The following is a 20,200-nucleotide window of genomic DNA, read 5'->3' on the forward strand; positions in this document are numbered from 1 at the left end:
TGTACTGGAAGAAATAATGAACTATCGTGTTTGTAGGAACAATGTATACTATGCTTTTTTAAACTTGTTCGCGTATGATGGAAGAGCCCGTTTTTTTGAAGGCTTGTCGTTTTTACAAAGAATGGAGTATAATCTTTGTGCGATGATACAAATAAGTATGTAAATGTAAGGAGAATTTATGAAAAATAAAATTGAAGTATTAATTGATAAATATGGGCTGACACATTTGAAAGAGGAACTTATTCATACTGTATTTCCTTGTGTGAAAATTGTGCCAAAGCAGGCGGAAACAGTAGCGATAGGTAGTTCGAAAATGGGCGGCGTTCCTGATTTACCAGATTCATTTGAATACCCAGTGCACAAAGGAAATCCATTACAATTTATCGCTCAATTTAATTTAAATGATTTACAAAATGTTGGTATGGATCATAATCTTCCTAAGACGGGGATGTTATATTTCTTTAGCATTGAAAATTACTTTGAAGAAGATGTGAACCCAACTGAAGCGGGACGTGTACTTTATTATGATGTTCCTGTAGAGCAATTACAAAGAGCAGATGGATTCCAAACGAATTATAGCCAGTGTGCAACTACTTTTGAACTGACATATAAATTGCCAGAGCTGTTCATTGAAGATGAGGCTGATTCAGATCGATTCTTACAATTGCTTGAAGAACTAATTCCAGACAACTACGATAACCATCAAATGTTTGGTGAGCCATTCTCTGTACAAGATGAGGTATTGCACGAGACTGGACAATATATGGACATAAACCCGCAGCAAATGACGCTTTTACTCCAAATTGATTCAGATACTAAAAATTGTAATATGATGTGGGGAGATTTAGGGATGCTTTATTTCTGTATTGGAAATGAAGACTTGAAAAATCGACGTTTTGAAAATACATGTTGTGTATTACAAACTTGTTAATGAAGGAGGTTGTTCTTGTAAAGAGAACAGCCTTTTTACAATGTTAAATATGCATAATCTCATATGACCTATACGAAAAAGTATTGTATACTCTGAAACTATACGATACTTTTTTCGTATAGTTATAGAATGTAAGGAGTGATGAGATGGGAAAGACAAGTAAGTATGTGACAGCTACCCTGCTTTGTTCAACTATAGTAATGGGAGGCTTACACGCGTCAACGGTATCTTATGCAGCTACGAATCCGACTGTAGCGACAACACAATCAGATGCAAAGCTATTAAATGATTTCAGAAAACAATTAAAAAAACAGGTTGATAATCGAGAAGAAAATATTACAATCACATATAAAACGAAAGATAGAAATGCTAGAAATGTTATGGACCAATTGTATGGCGAGTTTAATAAAATTGTAGATGCAGATGAGTATGTAAAATATAATGTAGCCTCTACTAAATATTCTATTAAAGGGTTACCAGGAAACTATACGTTTACACTGCAAGTGAAATATCGTGAATCAAAAGAGCAAACCCAATATGTAAAATCGCAGGCAAAAGCAATTATCGGTTCAATTGTAAAACCTGGAATGGATGAGCATGAGAAAGTAAAAGCGATTCATGATTACGTTGTAAAACATGTATCTTATGATACGTCTTATAAAGCGTATACAGCATATGAAGCATTAGCGAATCGTTCGGCCGTTTGCCAAGGATATACGTTATTAACATATGAATTGCTAGAAGAAGCGGGTATTCAAAACCATATTGTAACAGGTACAGGGAATGGACAAGCTCACGCATGGAATATAGTGAACATTGAAAACAAATGGTATCATCTTGATACAACATTCGATGATCCAGTACCGGATAAAGCTGGGCGCGTAACATATTCATATTTTAATATGTCTGATGAACAATTAAGTAAAGATCATGAATGGGATCGTAGTAAATATCCAGCAGCAACTACAAGTTACTTTGGTGAATTAACAAACAAAATAAAAGCGGGTAGCTCAAAGACTGCTGCATATGAACAAATGTTAAAAGAAACAAACTTAAAATACTTATCTGCACAATACGGGGCAGACAATTACAGTGAATTTAAGCAAAAATTACAGCAACAATTCGCTTCTAAGCCAGAAAAGGTAGAAGTACGATATAAGCAATCTATGGATGGAACAATGCAAGATATAAAGAAAGTGTTAAATGAAACCAATTGGCCAAAAGGTGCAAAGCGTGTATCTTATCAAGTAGCACCTTATAGTGCGATGGCAGATTATTCATTAGCGATAATTACATTTACCTATTAAGCGATGAAAAGAGCATCTGTAAAAGGTGCTCTTTTTATTATGCATCACTTTAAAAAACAGAATTGTGTGATAAAATATAAAAGGAAGGATGTGGAATCTGAATGAATTTGTTCGAAAGTAATATTTTCACATTGATATATACTTGTTTAGTAATCGGACTTATCGTTTTGTTTTTCCTATCATTTACTTTGTTTGTTAGAAGGTTATTGCAAAACAGCGCTGCAAAAAAACAACATATAATTCATATGAATAAGAAGCTAGAGCGAATTATTGAATTGCTTGAAAAAGATAAGAAATAATGATAGAAGAGGTATGAAAAGGGGAAGATGATGGCTAATTATATAAAAGAATTACGTGAAAAAGTAGGACACGATTGTGTTCTCATAAACTTTGCGGGTGGTTGTGTGTGGAATGAATATGGAGAAGTTTTACTGCAAAAAAGAGGTGATTTTAATGCTTGGGGATTTCCTGGCGGTGCAATGGAAATCGGAGAATCTGCCGCAGAAACTGCGATTCGAGAAATAAAAGAAGAAACAGGCTATGATGTAGAAATAAATGAACTCCTCGGGGTGTATACAAAATATTTTCAAGCGTATCCAAATGGAGACAAAGCCCAGTCCATTTTAATATTCTTTTCATGCTCAATTGCCGGAGGAGAGCAAAAAGTAGACGGTGATGAAACGTTGGAATTAAAATTTTTCCCGCTAAATAAAATGCCACCATTGTTTAATCAACAACATGAGGATTGTTTACAGGACTTACTAGAGAAAAGAGTAGGGGTGTATCGTTAACATAAAAAAGAAGCTAATGAGATTAGCTTCTTTTTTATGTTTTATTTCCACCAATCATCAAACATTGATGCTGGAACTTGTCTTTTATGTTCGCTTACTGCGTAACGTTTTTCAATTTTTTCTGCTACGTCAGCTGAAACGGCTTTACCTTCTAAATAATCATCTAGTTGATCATATGTAATACCTAACTCTGTTTCATCAGCTTGACCTGGTTTTTCATCTAATAAATCAGCTGTTGGCATTTTTAAGTAAAGTCGTTCGTCTGCACCTAATTCTTGTAATAGAGCGCGTCCTTGGCGTTTTGTTAATCCTGTTAATGGTAATAGGTCTGCACCACCATCTCCGAATTTTGTAAAGAATCCTGTAACAGCTTCTGCCGCGTGATCAGTTCCAATTACAAGTAATCCTTGTTGACCACCGATTGCGTACTGCGTAACCATACGGATACGTGCTTTCACGTTACCTTTATTGAAATCTGTTAATGATTCACCTAATACGTTTTCATATTGATTTGAGAAAGCATCAACTGTTGAAGCAATATCAAATGCAACAGATTGGTCAGATTGAATAAATTGTAATGCTAATTGTGCATCATCTTCGTCCTTTTGCACTTTATAAGGAAGGCGCACGGCGATAAACGTTGCGTTACCACCTTCATTACGAATTTCCTCCACTGCAAGCTGAGCTAAACGTCCAGCTAATGTAGAGTCTTGTCCGCCACTAATGCCAAGTACAAATCCTTTTGCACCTGTTTTTTTTACATAATCTTTTAAGAAATCTACACGTTTACGGATTTCTGCTTTCGGATCAATTACAGGCTGAACATGTAGTGCTTTCATAATCTGTTCTTGTAATGTCATTATGTTTCCTCCTATTCATATTAAAGCGGTAATTAAGTTTATATGTATATTGGTACATACTTCTATCCTTTATTATTTCGCAAAACTAACGAATATACAATAGGATGTGTGTATGAATATGAATGTAGTCATTATAAATAAAGTACTACGTATAAGCAATTTTTTAAACCTTTCAAAAATGTAAGGTTTTTGTCATTTGAATCGATGGAAGGTATTTCTGTACTTTACTAATATAAGAACATAGTTAGTAGAAGGGCGGAGAAGTAATATGAACATTAGAGAACTCGCATACCGGAATGTAACGCGAAATAGACGAACATACTCAGCATATTTTTTAAGTAGTGCATTTGCAATTATGGCCTTTTTTGTGTATTCATTTTTCGCGTTTCATCCGGCATTAAGTGCTGGAAAATTAGGCCGGTACGTATTCGTAAGTATGTCTTTTGCACAGTCCATTATTTACTTATTTACGTTTTTCTTTATTTTATATTCGATGGGAATGTTTTTAAAAACGAGAAAGCGTGAATTAGGAATTTTAATGATGTTAGGTATGACAAAATATCAATTAAAGCGTCTTATCTTTTTTGAAAATATTATGATTGGGATAGGGGCAATTATTTTTGGAATTCTAGCAGGAATGTTATTTTCCGGAATATTATTATTTGTAGCCCCCATGATATTAAAATTAGATATTTCCTTAGTCTATTACATACCAATGAAAGCCATTGTTGTAACGAGTATTATGTTTTTCATATTATTTATGATCATTTCATTGTTTAGTGCAGGAATGATTCGAAAAAATAAAATTATGAAATTGTTTAGAGGATCAGCAGAGGCGAAACCGGAACCGAAAGCATCAATCATTTCTTCAATATTAGCAGTAGTATTGCTTAGTGCTGGCTATGTGGGAGCTCTTCTATCACATGGAGCAATGGTGTTTATTATGATGATTCCTGTTACAACGGTAGTTATTATTGGGACGTATTTGTTGTACAAGCAGCTGAGTGTCTTTATTATTCGATTATGTAAAAAAAGTAAACGTTTCTATTGGACACAGACTAATATTATTACGTTATCAGATTTAGCGTATCGCATGAGAGATAACGCAAGAATGTTCTTTATTGTAACCATTATTTCTACTGTAGCATTTTCCGCAATAGGGACATTAGTTGGCTTCGCATCCATGACGAAAGGGATAATGGAGAGACCAATTGCGTTTCATTACCATTCTAAGCAAGGTAATAGTAACGAATCACAGCATTTGAAGATAATTGATGAAGGATTAAAGAAACATAATATAGCAGCTTCTAAAACAAACATTTCAACGAAAAAGACGGAGGAGCAGTCGTTAAGAAGTGCCATTTTCATAAAAGAATTAGATTATGAGAAATATGCGAAGTTAACAGGAGAACCATTTCAAACTGTAGCAAATAAAGAAGTTTTATTTTTATCAGTCGATATACCAGGACCACCGATGAAAGAAAGAAAAGAAATTACGTTACCAAACACGAATGAAGCTTTAAAAGTAAAAAAAGTTAATAATTCTTCGTTAAGTAAAATACTACGAGGTAACGTGTATGTAATCTCTAAAAATCAGTATGATACATTACAAGATGGCTTTAAAGAGGAAAAAGATTATGTGTACAAAACAGAAGGAACGAAAGATGAAATTGAAGTTGGTAAAGAACTTACGCATCAGATGAAGACTTATGAAGAACATGCAACGTTTAGTGCAGAAGAGTACGAACAAAACCAAAGTTTACAAATCGCAGGACCAATTTTATTTGTAGGCTTCTTCATTGGTATAGTATTTTTCGTATGTGCAGGAAGTTTCCTTTACTTCCGTTTGTTTTCTGATTTGGAGGATGATACTCGTTTGTTTGAAATGATTCGAAAAGTAGGCTTAACGAGCGGGGAATTATCGAAAGTAGTTACAATCAGATTGGCACTTTTATTCTTCGTTCCAATAGGTGTTGCAACATTACATGGGGCAGTAGCGTTAACGGCACTGGGACAGATGTTTGAGTACTCATTATTTAAAGAAAATGCGATTGTATTAAGTATTTTCGTAGGAATCCAAGTTGTATATTTCTTACTAATACGATCTCGTTATTTAAAACAATTGAAAGAGAGATTACGTATTCGTTAATTGTGTTATTTTAACTTGAGTACAAAATTTTCTAAAAAGAGACAAGTATTACCAAAAAGTGATAAAATGGAAAGAGCGAGGTGGAAAAAATAATAGAAAGTAAGGGGGGAGTAATATGAAAGCAACAGGAATTATTCGAAAAGTAGACGAATTAGGACGAATTGTTATTCCTAAAGAGTTACGAGAAGTATTAGGAATCCAAATCAAATCACCACTTGAAATTTTCGTAGAAGAAGAAAAAATCATTTTACAAAAATATCAACCTTACAATGCTTGTCAAATAACAGGTGATGTTTCAGATCAAAACATATCATTAGCAAATGGAAACATTACTGTTAGTATAGATGGAGCGAAACATTTAATAAAAGAAATAGAGAAGTTTTTAAATAAGAGTGAAGCTTAGTCTTAATTTATTTTATTTTTAAAATTTCATATCATTCTTTAAAAACTATAAAAGGGCCATTAAAAGGGTCCTTTTATTTTTGTTATTGGTTGTACCAATCGGATGTTTGGTGCCTAAAAATTACGAGATTAATAAAAGAGTAGTATAAAATTAGTAAGCTATATTGAGAAACATTTTTAAGGAAGGAAAATGAAACGAATAAAACGAATGTTACATTTAAACCTTTTCAAAAGTGGTCTGAAATGAAAATAATATATTTTCAGGAGGGATTACGATGAATAGTAGTACAGCGAATAAACAAAAAGGTATACAATTGATTCCTTTTACAGTAGATAAGGTGGTTGAACAAGTAAATGAAATTCCACCAGGTGTACAACTCATTCATGCTCCACAAGTATGGGAGAAGAGTGCGAAAGGAAAAGATATTGTTGTTGCCGTATTAGATACAGGTTGTGATGTGAATCATATAGATTTAAAGGATCGCATTATCGGTGGAAGAAATTTCACGAAAGATTACGAAGGGGATCCGAATATGTACCTTGATAATAACGGACACGGTACTCATGTAGCGGGGACAATTGCAGCGACTGAAAATGGTGTCGGTGTTTTAGGAGTCGCACCGCTTGCTAAAATGCTAGTGTTAAAGGTTTTAGCGGGAGATGGTTCTGGAAGTTATGAGCAAATTATTGAGGCGATTCATTATGCTGTAAATTGGAGAGGACCTAATAAAGAAAGAGTTAGAGTCATTTCAATGTCACTTGGTGGTCCGCAAGACGTTCCAGAATTACATGAAGCAATTCAAAATGCGGTAAAGAAAGATGTTCTCGTCGTATGTGCTGCTGGGAATAATGGAGATTGTAATGATAAAACAGAGGAACTAGACTTCCCAGGTGCGTACGCAGAAGTAATTGAAGTCGGCGCTGTCAACTTAGAACGGAAAATCGCATGTTTTAGTAATTCGAATCAAGAAATTGATTTAGTGGCACCAGGCGATGAAATATTATCTACGTATCCTGAAGGGAAATATGCGGTATTAAGTGGTACTTCTATGGCGACACCGCATGTTGCTGGAGCGCTCGCATTGCTCATTAAGCAGTGTGAGAGGGAATATGGTAGAAAGTTATCAGAGCCAGAAATATATGCACAACTTATTAAAAGAACTGTACCTTTAGGATATGAACGTACATCTGAAGGGAATGGATTACTAGATTTATTAAAAGAATAGTAAATATTAAAAAACATCTCATATTCTTATGAGATGTTTTTTAATATGGTTCTGTCGCATATACCAGGGAATCTAGTATTTAATTCTACTTCACGAAATGTTTGCAACAACTATATCTGTTTTTTCTGAAGTAGAAGCTATGGCATATAATTAAAAATTTAATTTATGATACAATTTTGTCCGAAATTAAAAGAAATACATCCATTACATATTACGAATCCGTTGTTCGGTAGTGATATCGAAAAAGTGTGCTTTCGCTAAACTAAAAGCTAATGGAAGTGTATCGTTAGCTTTAATCTCGGAACGAGCGTTAATTCGCGCAATAAAGTTTTGATTTGAAAGTTTTCCATGAATCATCGTTTCAGCACCTAATAATTCAGCAACTTCTACTGCAATTTCGACTGTGGATTCAGGAGAAGATTGAAGAACGATTGGCTCATCATGAATGTCTTCAGGACGAATACCGAGTATGATTTTTTGTCCATTATACCCTTTTTGCTTTAATGTTTTTAGTTGGCCATCTGGTACTTTGAAGCGAATATTTTCCATGTGAAAATAGTTATCTTGTAATGTTCCAGTAAAGAAATTCATAGCGGGAGAACCAATGAATCCACCAACAAATATGTTTTCAGGCGTATCATATACTTCTTTTGGAGTCCCAACTTGCTGGATGAGTCCATCTTTCATAACGACAAGGCGTGATGCCATTGTCATTGCTTCTGTTTGATCATGTGTCACATATATAGTAGTCGTATTTAAACGACGGTGCAGTTTGGAGATTTCTGAACGCATACTTACGCGTAATTTGGCGTCTAAATTCGATAGAGGTTCGTCCATTAAAAACACTTTTGCATCACGGACGATAGCCCTTCCTAGTGCAACCCGTTGGCGTTGTCCACCTGATAATGCCTTCGGTTTTCGTTGTAAATAATCTTCGAGCCCTAATATTTTCGATGCCTCCGTTACTCGACGATTAATTTCATCTTTTGGAAGTTTGCGTAGTTTTAAGCCAAACGCGATATTGTCATAAACAGTCATATGGGGATATAGTGCGTAATTTTGAAATACCATCGCAATGTTGCGATCTTTTGGAGCGACATTATTCATACGCTCTCCATCAATATAAAACGAACCATCGGAAATGTCTTCTAGACCTGCGATCATGCGTAGAGTTGTTGATTTTCCACATCCAGAAGGACCGACAAATACGATAAACTCTTTATCTTCAATATGTAAATTAAAGTCAGAAACAGCAGTGGTTTTATTATCGTAAACTTTAAAAATATGATCTAATACTAGTTCGGTCATCATTATTCACTCCTTTTTGTAATTGATTGAATTATAAGATTATTGAAAACGTAAGTAAATCGGCATTGTGCACAAAAGAATGAGAGGCTTTTATGCAAGTTTACAGATTTAAGAAACAAAAAAGCTACTGTAGGATTTACTTTCATCTATAGATATGGGATGAAAGTATTACTTTTTCGTAGAAAAAAATGTTAAAAGAGTTTCACGAGATATCTAAAGAAAGAAACGCCATATAAACTGCAACTGCACCTTCAAATGTTTTTATATTAATTCCTGTTTTTTCAATGAATTTATCAATTCGATACTGCAAAGTATTACGATGTAAATATAATTGCTTCGCTGCAAGAGATACATTTAAGTTACATCGGAAGAATACTTTAACGCTATCTATTAGTTCCTTGTCATTTGAAATGGGTGCCAATAATTGATTCGTGTATTTTTTTCTTTCTTCTTTCGGTAATGAAATCATTAATTGATAAGGGAGCAGTTGTTCAATGTATGTAATTTTTTTTGATAAATAGGGAGAAAGAACAGAAAATAATTTCCGCTCCCATTGATACAGATAAGCAAATTCATCTGTTTGCGTATAACGTCTTCCAACAAAGAAGGATAGGGATATAAAAAAATCTGTTTCTAGTGTATCTAAAGCTGTTTGCAATACAGACTCCGTTATGTTTTCTTCTAATATGAGGACGCCAGCTTGCGAAGTTTCCCATATCATTGTAGTAGTAAAAGAAAACATAGACTGTAAAGCATCTTGAAATTCTTCTCTTTCTACTATAGATTGTGTTGTGAAGAAGTGTAAAAAACGAACTGATAGCATAGAGATATTGTTATTTTTGTATAGTGCTTCATGCCACGATTTTTCTTTTTCTGTTTTATAAAATGTATCAATATGAATGGGTGTTAAGATGGATGAAAGCAATTGATGTTCCCTTTGATGTAATCGGATTTTACGAATCCCGACTTTGTTTCCTTCAACTAAAAACCAACTATAATCTTCTGATAACACAGCTTCATTGATATTTATATCCTCACCATAATATGTTTTTAATTGTTGAATCATAGGAACACTCCCCTTTCAAAAATAATAGTAACAATATTGTAAATAAGTATAGATTCATTGCAATTATCTTTAAATTTTCGCACTAGAATCTGGTATATTTTTGCTAGAATTAATAGCGTTTCTATATTGTGAAGGAGATAGATTCGTTTCTCGTTTAAATGATTGTGCAAAGAATGATTGGGAAGAAAACCCGGTAATAGTTGAAATATTAGAAATTGAATAATTGGTAGTTTCTAATAATATTTTACTTTCTCTAATACGAGTTTGAATTAAGTATTCAATAGGCGAAACGCCGACGAATTTCCTGAAAGAATGGGATAGGTAATATTTGTTTATATGACTAATTTGAGCTAATGTATCCAGACTAATATTTTCGTGAAAATGCTGCTTAATATAGTTTTTAATAAATTCAATATCTTTATTGATTTTTTGAGTAGATGTTTTTTCTACGTTAAAGGATTTTTTTCTCATCATTTTAAGTAGTAAAATTTCCAGAATATTTTGTATAATTAAATCGTAATCTTCCTGATGGCTTTCCACTTCCTCGACCAATTGCTGAAGATAAAAGAGAAAGTTTTTTTGATCCTGGCTATAATTATGAATAGTAACTGGACTAGGATTTTCTATGGATGAAAAGGACAGACCTTGAATACCAAGTGCGATGTATTCGAGTGGATGATTCGTATCAGATTTTTCCGTGTGCTCGATATTTGGATTGATGATAATCAAATTGTGTTCTTGGACAGGGATTTCTTCTTTATAAAAGATAAAAGTTCCTTTGCCCTTGGTAATATACAATAGCTCTGTAAAATGATGCGCATGAATGGTACTATGCCAATCTTTATCGTATTTTGATTTTGTTATATAAAGAAGTTTTACTGGAAGATGATTTCGTTGAAACTGTGGAATCTCATATACTTCATTGGACAATTGAATCCCTCCTTCATAGATTTTTTATCTATTTTATAAAGATTTTAGTGGGATATTCAGTAAAAAGCAAGATATCTAAAAAACAGAACAAGATGTTTATTGTGAAAGCGTTATCTATTTTGTATTCTTTAATTATGAAAGGAAGATTAGGAGATGGGGGTAAATAAAGATGAAAAAAAAGTTATTGTTGTCTGGGATGACAGCTTTGTTATCTTTTAGTTTAATAGCTTGCCAAGGTAATACTTCAAAAGTTGATAACTCTAAGGATGGTAAAGGCTCCAGTGAAAAACAAACCCTTCATGTGGCAACACTTGAATCGGCTTATGGTAAAGAGATGTGGAGCAAAGTAATTGACGCATATGAAGCTGCTAATCCAAAAGTTGATGTTAAATTGACAGTAGACAAAAATCTTGAGGATGTCATAGGCTCAAATATGAAAGCAGGAAAGTATCCGGATGTTGTGTTGTTGGCAACTGGGAGAAAACAGGCACTAACAGAAACTTTAATTAAAGATAAAGCATTAGAAGACATTACGGATGTTTTTGATAAAAATGTTTATGGTGAAGATGTTAAAGTCAAAGATAAGTTAGTACCAGGGCTTACTGGTACACCTGCGACTAATCCTTATAATGACGGTAAAATTTATATGGCACCGATGTTCTATAGTCCAACTGGATTATTCTATAATGCTAGCTTATTAAAAGAAAAAGGTTGGGAAGTGCCGAAGACTTGGGATGAGATGTGGGCTTTGGGAGATAAAGCGAAAGCAGAAGGAATTTCATTGTTTACTTATCCTACAACAGGCTACTTTGATACATTCTTCTACTCTTTATTACTAGGGGTGGGTGGACCTGAGTTATTTAATAAAGCTATGAAATATACAGATGGTGTTTGGGAAAGTTCTGAAGCAACGAAATCGTTTGAAATTATCGGAAAATTAGGAAAATATACAGAACCAACTACTGTCGCGAATGCAAATGATAAAGACTACAAGAAAAATCAACAATTGGTTCTCGATAACAAAGCTTTGTTTATGCCAAATGGTACATGGGTAGTTGGTGAAATGAAAGAAGCTCCTCGATCTAAAGGGTTTGAATGGGGCATGATGCCTTTACCAACAATTGATGCTAATAGTGACCGTTATGCATTTACTTTCTTTGAACAAATGTGGATTCCTTCGGCAGCTAAAAATAAACAACTTGCTAAAGATTTCATGACGTTTGTTTACTCGGATAAGGCAGCTGAAATTTTTGCTGAATCGAGTGCGATTCAGCCTATAAAAGGTCTTTCTAATAAACTGACAGGTGAAAATAAATCATTCTATAGTATCTATGATAATGGAGTGAAAGTGGGAATAGGTGGATTTGCTGCAACGAAAGCCGTTGAAGGCGTAAGTATGCCAGATACATTATTTAGAACGATTGACAGTGTTATTTCTGGTGATAAAAAGGTGAAAGATTGGCAAAGCTCTGTTGAAAAAGTGAGTGACCAATTACGGTCTGCATTAAAATAAATTAGTTTTCACTACGTACAATGGTGAGCAGCTAGTCTCACCATTGTACTTATTAACTGAGGTGATGGCATGAATAAGACAACAGAAAAAAGAATATTTATTTTTGTTTGCACTGCACCGGCATTACTCCTGTTAGCCATTTTTATGATTGTTCCTACAATTGAGGTATTCAGGATGTCCTTATATAAGTGGGGAGGATTTTCTAATAATAAGGTATTTGTTGGATTAGAAAACTTCAAGATTTTATGGAATGATATGAATTTCTTTCGATCTCTCCAAAACAGTATCGTATTAATTGTTATTGTTACACTTATCACGATGGTGATGGCGATCTTGTTTGCCACTTTGTTAACGAGAGAAAAAATAAAAGGTAAAAGTTTCTTTCAAATTATTTTTTATCTCCCTAATATTTTATCCGTTGTAGTTATCGCGGGAATATTTTCTGCAGTTTATGATCCGACTACAGGATTGTTAAATAATATACTTGCTTTATTTAACCTTGAAAATCTTCAAAAGATGTGGCTCGGCAATCAAAAGATTGCCATATACAGCATTGGCGGGGCACTCATTTGGCAAGCGATTGGTTATTATATGGTCATGTATATGGCGGCGATGGCAAGTATTCCGGAAAGTTTTTATGAAGCATCTGCTTTGGAAGGTGCTGGACGGGTCAGACAATTTTTCAGTATTACGTTACCGTTAATTTGGAATAACATTCGGACGACGTTAACTTTCTTCGTTATTAGTACGATTAATTTAAGTTTTCTACTCGTTCAAGCGATGACTGGTGGGGGACCTGACGGGTCGACGGAAGTGTTTTTAAGCTACATGTATAAGCAGGCTTACACGAATTCTTCTTACGGTTACGGTATGGCTATTGGGGTGGTCATTTTCCTATTTTCATTCGCATTATCTGCAATTATAAGCGGTGTCACTAAAAGGGAAGTGTTGGAGTATTAAGGAGGTCCAAAACGATGGAAACACAAAAACGAATGACAACAGAAACAGCTTATCGAGATCCACAAACGATGGAAACCGAAAAAGAAATGATTGTAGAAGCAGCTTATAAAGCCCCAAAAAAAGTTAAGCCCCAAAAAGGTATGGCTACAGAAACAATATATCGTTGTTTTATATATGTAGCACTGCTTACGTTAGCAATTTCTATTATTATTCCTGTTGCATGGGTTTTCTTAGCCTCAGTGAAGCAAAACTCGGAGTTTTATGGAAGTCCTTGGTCCATGCCGAAAAGTTTCTATTTTCAAAACTTTATCGATGCCTTCCAAAAAGCAAACATGGGTATCTATATGTTGAATTCAGTCATGGTAACCGCGTTGGCTCTGCTCATTTTATTGATTGTGGCCTTACCAGCAGCCTATGTGTTGGCAAGGTATAGCTTTAGAGGAAGCAAGTTAATAAATACTTTTTTTAAAGCTGGATTATTCATCAATGTGAACTACATTGTTGTTCCGATTTTCTTGATGTTATTGGACGGGGATACCTTTTTACAAGGCCAAATTGGTGATGGATTTCTACTAGACAATTTATTTGTTTTAGCATTGGTATATGCGGCGACGGCGTTACCATTTACCATTTACTTGCTGTCTAGTTTTTTTCAATCGCTTCCATCCACGTATGAGGAAGCGGCGTTGGTCGATGGTGCAGGATATTTCAAAACAATGATTTTAGTCATGATTCCGATAGCTCGTCCAAGTATTATTGCCGTCATTCTATTTAATTTTCTTGCCTTTTGGAACGAATACATTATTGCCTTAACATTAATCCCAGGACCAAATAAAACGTTACCTGTTGGGTTAATGAACTTGATGGCAGCTCAAAAATCTGCTGCGAACTATGGCCAAATGTATGCAGGCATGGTTCTTGTTATGCTACCAACTTTGATTTTATACATCATTGTTCAAAAAAAATTAACACAAGGAATGACCCTTGGTGGTTTAAAGGATTAGAGGAGGATTTACATGAAAAAGAAAAAAGGCCGTGTTACTTTACCGAGTGAAGAAAATTTTCTTAAGGAAACAAAAGAATTGATGGAACGATGGGGCGCGGATGCGATTCGTGATAGTGATGGAACGAAACTAGACGATGATATTAAACAATTGGATGCGAAAATTTATACGACCTATTTTGTTGCTCGAGCGCACAATGAGTTTGCAGAGAAGCACATGGATGAATGCCAGCAACTTTATTTAATGAGCTTATTCAATACAGCGATTACTGACACCCTTGAAATTGATTTTATGAAAGGCTACTTTGAGGAACAATTAAAGCCGGATTACATTCACAGTCCTAAAAAATACTGGGAGGTTATCGATCGGACGACAGGAGAAATTGTTAACGCTAATGATTGGGAAGTAAATGAAGAGAAAAATTGTGTCTTGATTACAAATGCGATTCCTTGGCATGAATACACGGTTTCATTCTTAGTTTATGCGATTTGGGATCCAACCCAAATGTACAATCATATTACTAATAAGTGGGGCGATAAGCCACATGATATTCCTTTTGATGTCAGGCAGCCACATTCCAATGAATTTATGAAAAACTATTTAAAACAATGGCTGACAGAAAATCCAGATACAGATGTGGTCAGGTTTACAACGTTTTTCTATCATTTTACCCTTGTATTTAATAACCTTGGCAAAGAGAAATTTGTCGATTGGTTCGGATATGGTGCTAGTGTTTCAGTTGCTGCATTGGATGCTTTTCAAAAAGAAAAGGGTTATCGTTTAAGACCAGAGGACATTGTTGATCAAGGTTATTATAATACTTCGTTTCGAATTCCAACTACCGCATTTTTAGATTATATAGATTTTGTTCATAAGTTCGTTGCTGAAGAAGCAAAGAAACTTGTGGATATTGTCCATGAAAGTGGAAAAGAAGCAATGATGTTCCTTGGTGATAACTGGATTGGTACAGAACCATATGGGAAATACTTTGAAAATATCGGATTGGACGCAGTTGTAGGCAGTGTGGGCGGCGGAGCCACACTACGTATGATTGCAGATATACCACATGTTCGTTACACAGAAGGGCGTTTCTTACCTTATTTCTTCCCAGACACTTTTTACGAAGGTAACAACCCGACGATTGAAGCGAATGAAAACTGGTTAACGGCACGCAGAGCTTTATTACGGAACCCTGTTGATCGTATCGGCTATGGCGGTTATTTAAGTCTAGCTTATCAATTCCCGGAATTTATCTCCTATATTGAAAAAGTTACCGAGGAATTTCGTGAAATTCATGACACGATTAAAGGTGTTCAACCATACAGCGGTCTTAAAGTTGCAATTTTGAATTCTTGGGGCAAATTGAGAACTTGGCAAACACATATGGTTGCTCACGCTCTATGGTATAAACAAATTTATTCTTATTTAGGTGTTTTGGAATCTTTGAGCGGGGCTGCTGTGGAAGTTTCATTCATTAGTTTTGATGATGTCATTAACGAGGGGATACCTGAGGATATTGACGTTATCATTAATGCCGGCGATGTAGGCACAGCTTTTTCAGGAGGAGCTAATTGGATTAATGAAAAGTTAGTCACTACAATTAGGGCCTGGATGTATAACGGTGGAGGTTTCATAGGTATTGGCGAACCGACAGCCTATCAGCATGAAGGACATTATTTTCAATTGGCGAATGTCTTAGGTGTTGACAAAGAATTAGGGTTTAGCCTATCAACAGATAAATATTTTATTAATCCTGTCGAAAATCACTTTATTTCTGCTGACAGCACCCAATTTGATTTTGGTGAAGGAATGAAAAACATTTATGCGTTATCAGATAAAACCGAAATAATCGAATATTCGAATGAGGAAGTTCGTCTTTCAAGTCATTCGTTTGGAGAAGGCAGAGCTGTGTATATAGCAGGGCTGCCATACAGTGAAGAAAATACACGTCTGCTAATGCGTGCGTTATACTATGCTGCCAATAAAGAAGGAGAATTCCAAAAGTATCATGCGAGCAACATTTATTGTGAAGTCCATGCATATCCATCCATTCAAAAAATGGCGATCGTTAACAATTCAATGATCGAACAAACAACGGCTGTCTACGACGGACAAGGCAAGAGGAAAGAAGTGACGTTGGCACCTAGCGAAATCAGATGGGAGGATTTTTCAAATGAAGACTAATATTTTATTTATTATTAAAATTGTTGTGTTTATCGTATGCCTGTCTTTAATTATCATCTACCAAAAGACAGCTGGTAAATTTGAATTAGGTATGATGTTGATTGGATTAGCTGGTCTCTTAGGGTTACTTTATGACTACAATCGGAAATACGTATAAATCAACCAGGGCAAGTGAATTGATTAAGAAATCACACATATATGTTCAACGATAACAAGTATAGAAAATTACTCAATACTTCAAATACAAACCTAGGGGTGCGGACAAATGAAAAAGGCAGTCGGCATTGATATTGGGGGAACGAAGATTGCAGCGGGAGTCATTTCGGACACAGGTGAACTGCTTGAACGAGCGGAAATAAAAAGTGATCCTTCAGACCGAGAAAAAATGTTTGGTAAAGTGGTAGAAGCTGTAGAACAAGTTCTCAGGAAATCATCGATTTCCATCGCGGATATCGAGGGAATTGGCGTTGGGGTACCGGGGAAAGTGGATTTCGAGAAGGGAATTGCCGTTTTTCAAAACAATTTACCTTGGAGGCAGTTTCCTATTTCGGTCCGTTTGCAAGAGCAATTTGGTATTCAGCGGATTACGATTGACAATGATGTCTATATGGCTGCTTATGCCGAATGGAGAGCAGCACATGTAAAAGAGGATGAAACCTTTGTCTACGTGACTATAAGTACGGGAATATCTTGTTCTATCATTCATAAAGGCTCATTTTTTAGGGGGGCAGGATTTGCTGGAGAACTGGGTTTGATTCCTGTCCTCTCGAGAGGGGGCAATGAACGATTAGAAAAAATTGCTGCTGGGCCAGGGATTCAGAGAATAGCCGAAAGGGACTTACAGGTAGATACGATTTCAACAAAGGATGTTTTTGCTAGTTATATAAATGGGGTACCAGAATATCAGTCCATCATCAATGAGGTAATTGATTATGTAGCTCAAGGTCTTTATACGATTTCCTCCTTATTAGATCCACACAAAATGGTTTTTGGCGGCAGTGTCATTGTGAAAAATCCATTTCTACTGAAGTTGATTAAAGAGAATCTGAAAAGGTATCAGCTTCCAGAGCAACAACATCTTTTGGAGCAGATGAGCATCAGTACATTGGCGCAAAATAATGGAGTTACTGGTGCAGGCTTACGAGTATTTGAAGGTATGCAATGAGGTGGCGCCGGTCTTCTTTTATGGAGAGAATGATGGCAAATAGGTAGAGGAGTGGACGAATATGTTTACATTAAGTCAAGAAAACTTAGCTTCGTTAGGTGCATTGATAACAACAGCGGAAATAAGAAGGCAGCCTGATTTATGGGCCGAAACCTTTGCTTTGTATATGGAGAAAAGCGAGGGAATAGAAGAGTTTTTGCAAAAAATACTAACGAAACACAACCGGGTTCGAGTTATTTTTACAGGTGCTGGAACGTCTGCCTATGTCGGTGATACAGTTACCCCTTATTTAATAGAAAAAGCCGAGGAACAACAGTGGGAAGTACGAAGCATTCCGACAACCACGTTAGTTTCAAATCCTTACCAATTTTTCAAAAAGGATTTTCCGACTTTACTCGTTTCATTTGCTAGAAGCGGAAACAGTCCGGAAAGTGTTGCTGCTGTACAATTGGCTGAGCAAATAGTAACGGATTTGTATCAAATAACGATTACTTGTGCGAAAGACGGTAAATTAGCCAAACGAGCCGTGAATAATGAAAAGAATTTATTGCTATTGATGCCTGAAAAATCAAATGATCAAGGATTTGCAATGACAGGAAGTTATACTTGCATGGTGTTAACAGCATTACTCGTTTTTGATTCTATATCGACAGAAGAAAAATCGAAGATAGTGAAAAAAATCCATCAAATGGGTGAAAGTGTCGTTCAAAGAGAAGGTGACATTCAAAAGATAGTAGATTTTGATTTTGACCGAATTATTTACTTAGGTTCTGGTAGTTTAGAAGGCCTTGCGAAAGAATCACAATTAAAAATATTAGAACTGACAGCTGGGAAAATTGTTACCGCATTTGATTCACCACTCGGATTCCGACACGGTCCAAAATCATTTGTAAACGAAAAATCATTAGTTTTTGTGTTTGTTTCTAACCATCCGTATACACGTCAATATGATTTAGATATGTTAAAAGAAATGCAGCAGGACAACATTGCTAGTTATATTTGTGCCATTGAGGTTGATGGAGAAACCAATTATTCCGGGAACAGATTTGTATTCGGCAGCGAGGCTCAGTCTGTACCAGATGCTTACTTAGCGTTACCTTTTGTAATGATTGGGCAAACAGTCTCACTGTTAGCTTCTGTGAAAGTAGGCAATACACCGGATACACCTTCACCGACAGGAACAGTAAACCGTGTCGTTAAAGGTGTTACCATCTACGAATATGAGTAACTAGGATAGGGGAAAATACATGTCTATTTTTATCTTTGCAGATAAGTTTTTTCTTGAGGAGATGGTTACGGGGCCTGGATTTTTAGAGATAAAAGACGGAAAATTCGGTGTTTATTCAGAAGCTAGGCCAGAGGACACGGCAGAAATTATTAAGTATAGAGGACATTGGATCGCTCCTGGCCTAGTAGACACACATATTCATGGATTTAGAAATCACGACATTATGGACAATAGTTTTGGGGGACTGAACCAAATTTCGGTAGGACTCCTTTCTTGCGGCGTTACATCCTTTTTACCGACAACTTTAACATCCTCAATAGAATCGTTAAATAACGTCGTTGAAATGATTGGTGCCAATTACACGAAAGTGCAAGGCGCAAAAATTAAAGGGATCTTTTTAGAAGGACCGTTTTTTACTGAAAAGCATAAAGGAGCACAAAACACGAAATATTTTTGTGACCCATCAGTTGAAATGTTGAAAGTTTGGCAGGGATTATCAAATAATGCTATTAAAAAAATCGCAATTGCACCTGAAAGGAAAGGGGCAGCGGAATTTATTGAATATGCTGTAGGAGAAGGGGTTGCCGTGGCGTTGGCCCACAGTGATGCAACTTATGAAGAAGCAAAGCAAGCGGTAGAAAAAGGAGCTTCCATTTTTATTCATACTTTCAATGGAATGAGTCCATTGCATCATCGTGAGCCGGGGATGGTCGGAGCAGCCATGAATCTAAAAGATGTTTTTGCCGAAATCGTATGTGATGGACATCATGTACATCCTGTTGCCTCAAATATTTTGATGAATATCCGCGGCAGAGAAAAGGTTGTTATGGTGTCTGATTGTATGATGGCTGGAGGTATGCCTGAAGGAATGTATCAGCTGGGAGAATTTCCTGTGAAAGTAAAAGATGGGATGGCTCGTTTGGAAAACGGAAGTTTAGCAGGGAGCATTTTGCAATTAAAAGATGCTGTCAAAAATGTCGTCGAATGGGGAATTGCCACACCTGAGGAGGCAATTTACATGGCGAGTACGGCACCAGCTAAAAGTATGCAGCTCGATGGCGAATGCGGGAAGATTGCCGAGGGATATGATGCTGACTTTATTGTGATAACGCCAGAGATGGATGTAACTGCTACTTATCTTGACGGTGTATGCCGTTTTCAAGCTTAAACAAATTT

The 20,200-nt window shown here is 35.8% G+C and carries 19 protein-coding genes; 15 read left to right on the top strand and 4 right to left on the bottom strand.

Annotated features, from left to right (window positions below):
• Positions 1-178: 178 nt before the first annotated feature.
• The 4 genes from ACHZK0_RS09810 to ACHZK0_RS09825 all read left to right on the top strand — a co-directional run bounded on the left by ACHZK0_RS09810 (position 179) and on the right by ACHZK0_RS09825 (position 3,029).
• Positions 179-931 carry a YwqG family protein gene (locus ACHZK0_RS09810; protein WP_270606297.1) on the top strand — a complete coding sequence of 251 codons (753 nt, stop codon included), beginning with the start codon at positions 179-181 and terminating at the stop codon, positions 929-931.
• 146 nt (positions 932-1,077) lie between these two features.
• Positions 1,078-2,238 carry a transglutaminase domain-containing protein gene (locus ACHZK0_RS09815; RefSeq protein ID WP_395761486.1) on the top strand — a complete coding sequence of 387 codons (1,161 nt, stop codon included), beginning with the start codon at positions 1,078-1,080 and terminating at the stop codon, positions 2,236-2,238.
• Between the two features lie 101 nt (positions 2,239-2,339).
• Positions 2,340-2,537 carry a DUF4083 domain-containing protein gene (locus ACHZK0_RS09820; protein ID WP_262741881.1) on the top strand — a complete coding sequence of 66 codons (198 nt, stop codon included), beginning with the start codon at positions 2,340-2,342 and terminating at the stop codon, positions 2,535-2,537.
• 30 nt (positions 2,538-2,567) lie between these two features.
• Positions 2,568-3,029, top strand: a complete 462-nt coding sequence (locus ACHZK0_RS09825) for an NUDIX hydrolase (RefSeq protein ID WP_262741882.1) — start codon at positions 2,568-2,570, stop codon at positions 3,027-3,029.
• 41 nt (positions 3,030-3,070) lie between these two features.
• Here the strand turns inward: ACHZK0_RS09825 and nadE are convergent, their stop codons facing one another.
• Complete coding sequence (gene nadE, locus ACHZK0_RS09830; RefSeq protein WP_395761487.1) at positions 3,071-3,889, bottom strand: ammonia-dependent NAD(+) synthetase; 819 nt, start codon at positions 3,887-3,889, stop codon at positions 3,071-3,073.
• Between the two features lie 268 nt (positions 3,890-4,157).
• Here nadE and ACHZK0_RS09835 point away from each other — a divergent pair, with 268 nt between their 5' ends.
• The 3 genes from ACHZK0_RS09835 to ACHZK0_RS09845 all read left to right on the top strand — a co-directional run bounded on the left by ACHZK0_RS09835 (position 4,158) and on the right by ACHZK0_RS09845 (position 7,666).
• Complete coding sequence (locus ACHZK0_RS09835) at positions 4,158-6,038, top strand: ABC transporter permease (protein ID WP_377920970.1); 1,881 nt, start codon at positions 4,158-4,160, stop codon at positions 6,036-6,038.
• A gap of 115 nt (positions 6,039-6,153) precedes the next feature.
• The gene (locus ACHZK0_RS09840; RefSeq protein WP_000648284.1) at positions 6,154-6,441 is read left to right on the top strand and encodes an AbrB/MazE/SpoVT family DNA-binding domain-containing protein; all 288 of its coding nucleotides are present in this window, start codon (positions 6,154-6,156) and stop codon (positions 6,439-6,441) included.
• 274 nt (positions 6,442-6,715) lie between these two features.
• A complete protein-coding gene (locus tag ACHZK0_RS09845; RefSeq protein WP_270606299.1) occupies positions 6,716-7,666 on the top strand; it encodes a serine protease in 951 nt (316 codons plus the stop codon).
• Between the two features lie 204 nt (positions 7,667-7,870).
• Here the strand turns inward: ACHZK0_RS09845 and ACHZK0_RS09850 are convergent, their stop codons facing one another.
• The 3 genes from ACHZK0_RS09850 to ACHZK0_RS09860 all read right to left on the bottom strand — a co-directional run bounded on the left by ACHZK0_RS09850 (position 7,871) and on the right by ACHZK0_RS09860 (position 10,970).
• Positions 7,871-8,974 (bottom strand): ABC transporter ATP-binding protein, encoded by a 1,104-nt coding sequence (locus ACHZK0_RS09850; protein WP_131932959.1) that lies wholly within the window; start codon positions 8,972-8,974, stop codon positions 7,871-7,873.
• A 202-nt stretch (positions 8,975-9,176) separates the two neighbouring features.
• Positions 9,177-10,040 (bottom strand): PucR family transcriptional regulator, encoded by an 864-nt coding sequence (locus ACHZK0_RS09855; protein WP_395761488.1) that lies wholly within the window; start codon positions 10,038-10,040, stop codon positions 9,177-9,179.
• A gap of 69 nt (positions 10,041-10,109) precedes the next feature.
• On the bottom strand, positions 10,110-10,970 hold the full coding sequence (locus ACHZK0_RS09860) for an AraC family transcriptional regulator (protein WP_270341125.1): 861 nt from the start codon (positions 10,968-10,970) through the stop codon (positions 10,110-10,112).
• Between the two features lie 169 nt (positions 10,971-11,139).
• Here ACHZK0_RS09860 and ACHZK0_RS09865 point away from each other — a divergent pair, with 169 nt between their 5' ends.
• The 8 genes from ACHZK0_RS09865 (at position 11,140) to nagA (ending at position 20,192) form a co-directional block, all read left to right on the top strand.
• Positions 11,140-12,483: a carbohydrate ABC transporter substrate-binding protein gene (locus ACHZK0_RS09865; RefSeq protein WP_061676479.1), complete on the top strand. Its 1,344-nt coding sequence runs from the start codon at positions 11,140-11,142 to the stop codon at positions 12,481-12,483.
• A gap of 69 nt (positions 12,484-12,552) precedes the next feature.
• Positions 12,553-13,443, top strand: coding sequence for a carbohydrate ABC transporter permease (locus ACHZK0_RS09870; RefSeq protein WP_061676478.1), 891 nt, complete (start codon positions 12,553-12,555; stop codon positions 13,441-13,443).
• A 14-nt stretch (positions 13,444-13,457) separates the two neighbouring features.
• The gene (locus ACHZK0_RS09875) at positions 13,458-14,447 is read left to right on the top strand and encodes a carbohydrate ABC transporter permease (protein WP_395761489.1); all 990 of its coding nucleotides are present in this window, start codon (positions 13,458-13,460) and stop codon (positions 14,445-14,447) included.
• A 12-nt stretch (positions 14,448-14,459) separates the two neighbouring features.
• Complete coding sequence (gene gnpA / locus ACHZK0_RS09880; RefSeq protein ID WP_395761490.1) at positions 14,460-16,631, top strand: 1,3-beta-galactosyl-N-acetylhexosamine phosphorylase; 2,172 nt, start codon at positions 14,460-14,462, stop codon at positions 16,629-16,631.
• Entirely contained in the window at positions 16,621-16,788 is a 168-nt protein-coding gene (locus ACHZK0_RS09885) for a DUF6903 family protein (RefSeq protein ID WP_170956859.1), read from the top strand. Before gnpA ends, ACHZK0_RS09885 begins: the two co-directional genes overlap by 11 nt.
• A 108-nt stretch (positions 16,789-16,896) precedes the next feature.
• Complete coding sequence (locus ACHZK0_RS09890) at positions 16,897-17,796, top strand: ROK family protein (RefSeq protein ID WP_262741891.1); 900 nt, start codon at positions 16,897-16,899, stop codon at positions 17,794-17,796.
• Positions 17,797-17,857: 61 nt separating this feature from the next.
• Positions 17,858-19,024, top strand: coding sequence for an SIS domain-containing protein (locus ACHZK0_RS09895; protein ID WP_262741892.1), 1,167 nt, complete (start codon positions 17,858-17,860; stop codon positions 19,022-19,024).
• Between the two features lie 19 nt (positions 19,025-19,043).
• Positions 19,044-20,192 (top strand): N-acetylglucosamine-6-phosphate deacetylase, encoded by a 1,149-nt coding sequence (gene nagA / locus ACHZK0_RS09900; RefSeq protein WP_316251373.1) that lies wholly within the window; start codon positions 19,044-19,046, stop codon positions 20,190-20,192.
• Positions 20,193-20,200: the final 8 nt, after the last annotated feature.

The sequence above is a fragment of the Bacillus sp. 3G2 genome, assembly GCF_044324725.1.
GTDB classification, from domain to species: domain Bacteria; phylum Bacillota; class Bacilli; order Bacillales; family Bacillaceae_G; genus Bacillus_A; species Bacillus_A mobilis.

Coding starts and splice junctions, on each gene's coding strand:
- nagA (WP_316251373.1), top strand. CDS start 19,044: ATGTCTATTTTTATCTTTGCAGATAAGTTTTTTCTTGAGGAGATGGTT.
- nadE (WP_395761487.1), bottom strand. CDS start 3,889: ATGACATTACAAGAACAGATTATGAAAGCACTACATGTTCAGCCTGTA.
- ACHZK0_RS09840 (WP_000648284.1), top strand. CDS start 6,154: ATGAAAGCAACAGGAATTATTCGAAAAGTAGACGAATTAGGACGAATT.
- ACHZK0_RS09850 (WP_131932959.1), bottom strand. CDS start 8,974: ATGACCGAACTAGTATTAGATCATATTTTTAAAGTTTACGATAATAAA.
- ACHZK0_RS09870 (WP_061676478.1), top strand. CDS start 12,553: ATGAATAAGACAACAGAAAAAAGAATATTTATTTTTGTTTGCACTGCA.
- ACHZK0_RS09810 (WP_270606297.1), top strand. CDS start 179: ATGAAAAATAAAATTGAAGTATTAATTGATAAATATGGGCTGACACAT.
- ACHZK0_RS09865 (WP_061676479.1), top strand. CDS start 11,140: ATGAAAAAAAAGTTATTGTTGTCTGGGATGACAGCTTTGTTATCTTTT.
- ACHZK0_RS09820 (WP_262741881.1), top strand. CDS start 2,340: ATGAATTTGTTCGAAAGTAATATTTTCACATTGATATATACTTGTTTA.
- ACHZK0_RS09885 (WP_170956859.1), top strand. CDS start 16,621: ATGAAGACTAATATTTTATTTATTATTAAAATTGTTGTGTTTATCGTA.
- ACHZK0_RS09835 (WP_377920970.1), top strand. CDS start 4,158: ATGAACATTAGAGAACTCGCATACCGGAATGTAACGCGAAATAGACGA.
- ACHZK0_RS09845 (WP_270606299.1), top strand. CDS start 6,716: ATGAATAGTAGTACAGCGAATAAACAAAAAGGTATACAATTGATTCCT.
- ACHZK0_RS09815 (WP_395761486.1), top strand. CDS start 1,078: ATGGGAAAGACAAGTAAGTATGTGACAGCTACCCTGCTTTGTTCAACT.
- ACHZK0_RS09895 (WP_262741892.1), top strand. CDS start 17,858: ATGTTTACATTAAGTCAAGAAAACTTAGCTTCGTTAGGTGCATTGATA.
- gnpA (WP_395761490.1), top strand. CDS start 14,460: ATGAAAAAGAAAAAAGGCCGTGTTACTTTACCGAGTGAAGAAAATTTT.
- ACHZK0_RS09875 (WP_395761489.1), top strand. CDS start 13,458: ATGGAAACACAAAAACGAATGACAACAGAAACAGCTTATCGAGATCCA.
- ACHZK0_RS09855 (WP_395761488.1), bottom strand. CDS start 10,040: ATGATTCAACAATTAAAAACATATTATGGTGAGGATATAAATATCAAT.
- ACHZK0_RS09825 (WP_262741882.1), top strand. CDS start 2,568: ATGGCTAATTATATAAAAGAATTACGTGAAAAAGTAGGACACGATTGT.
- ACHZK0_RS09890 (WP_262741891.1), top strand. CDS start 16,897: ATGAAAAAGGCAGTCGGCATTGATATTGGGGGAACGAAGATTGCAGCG.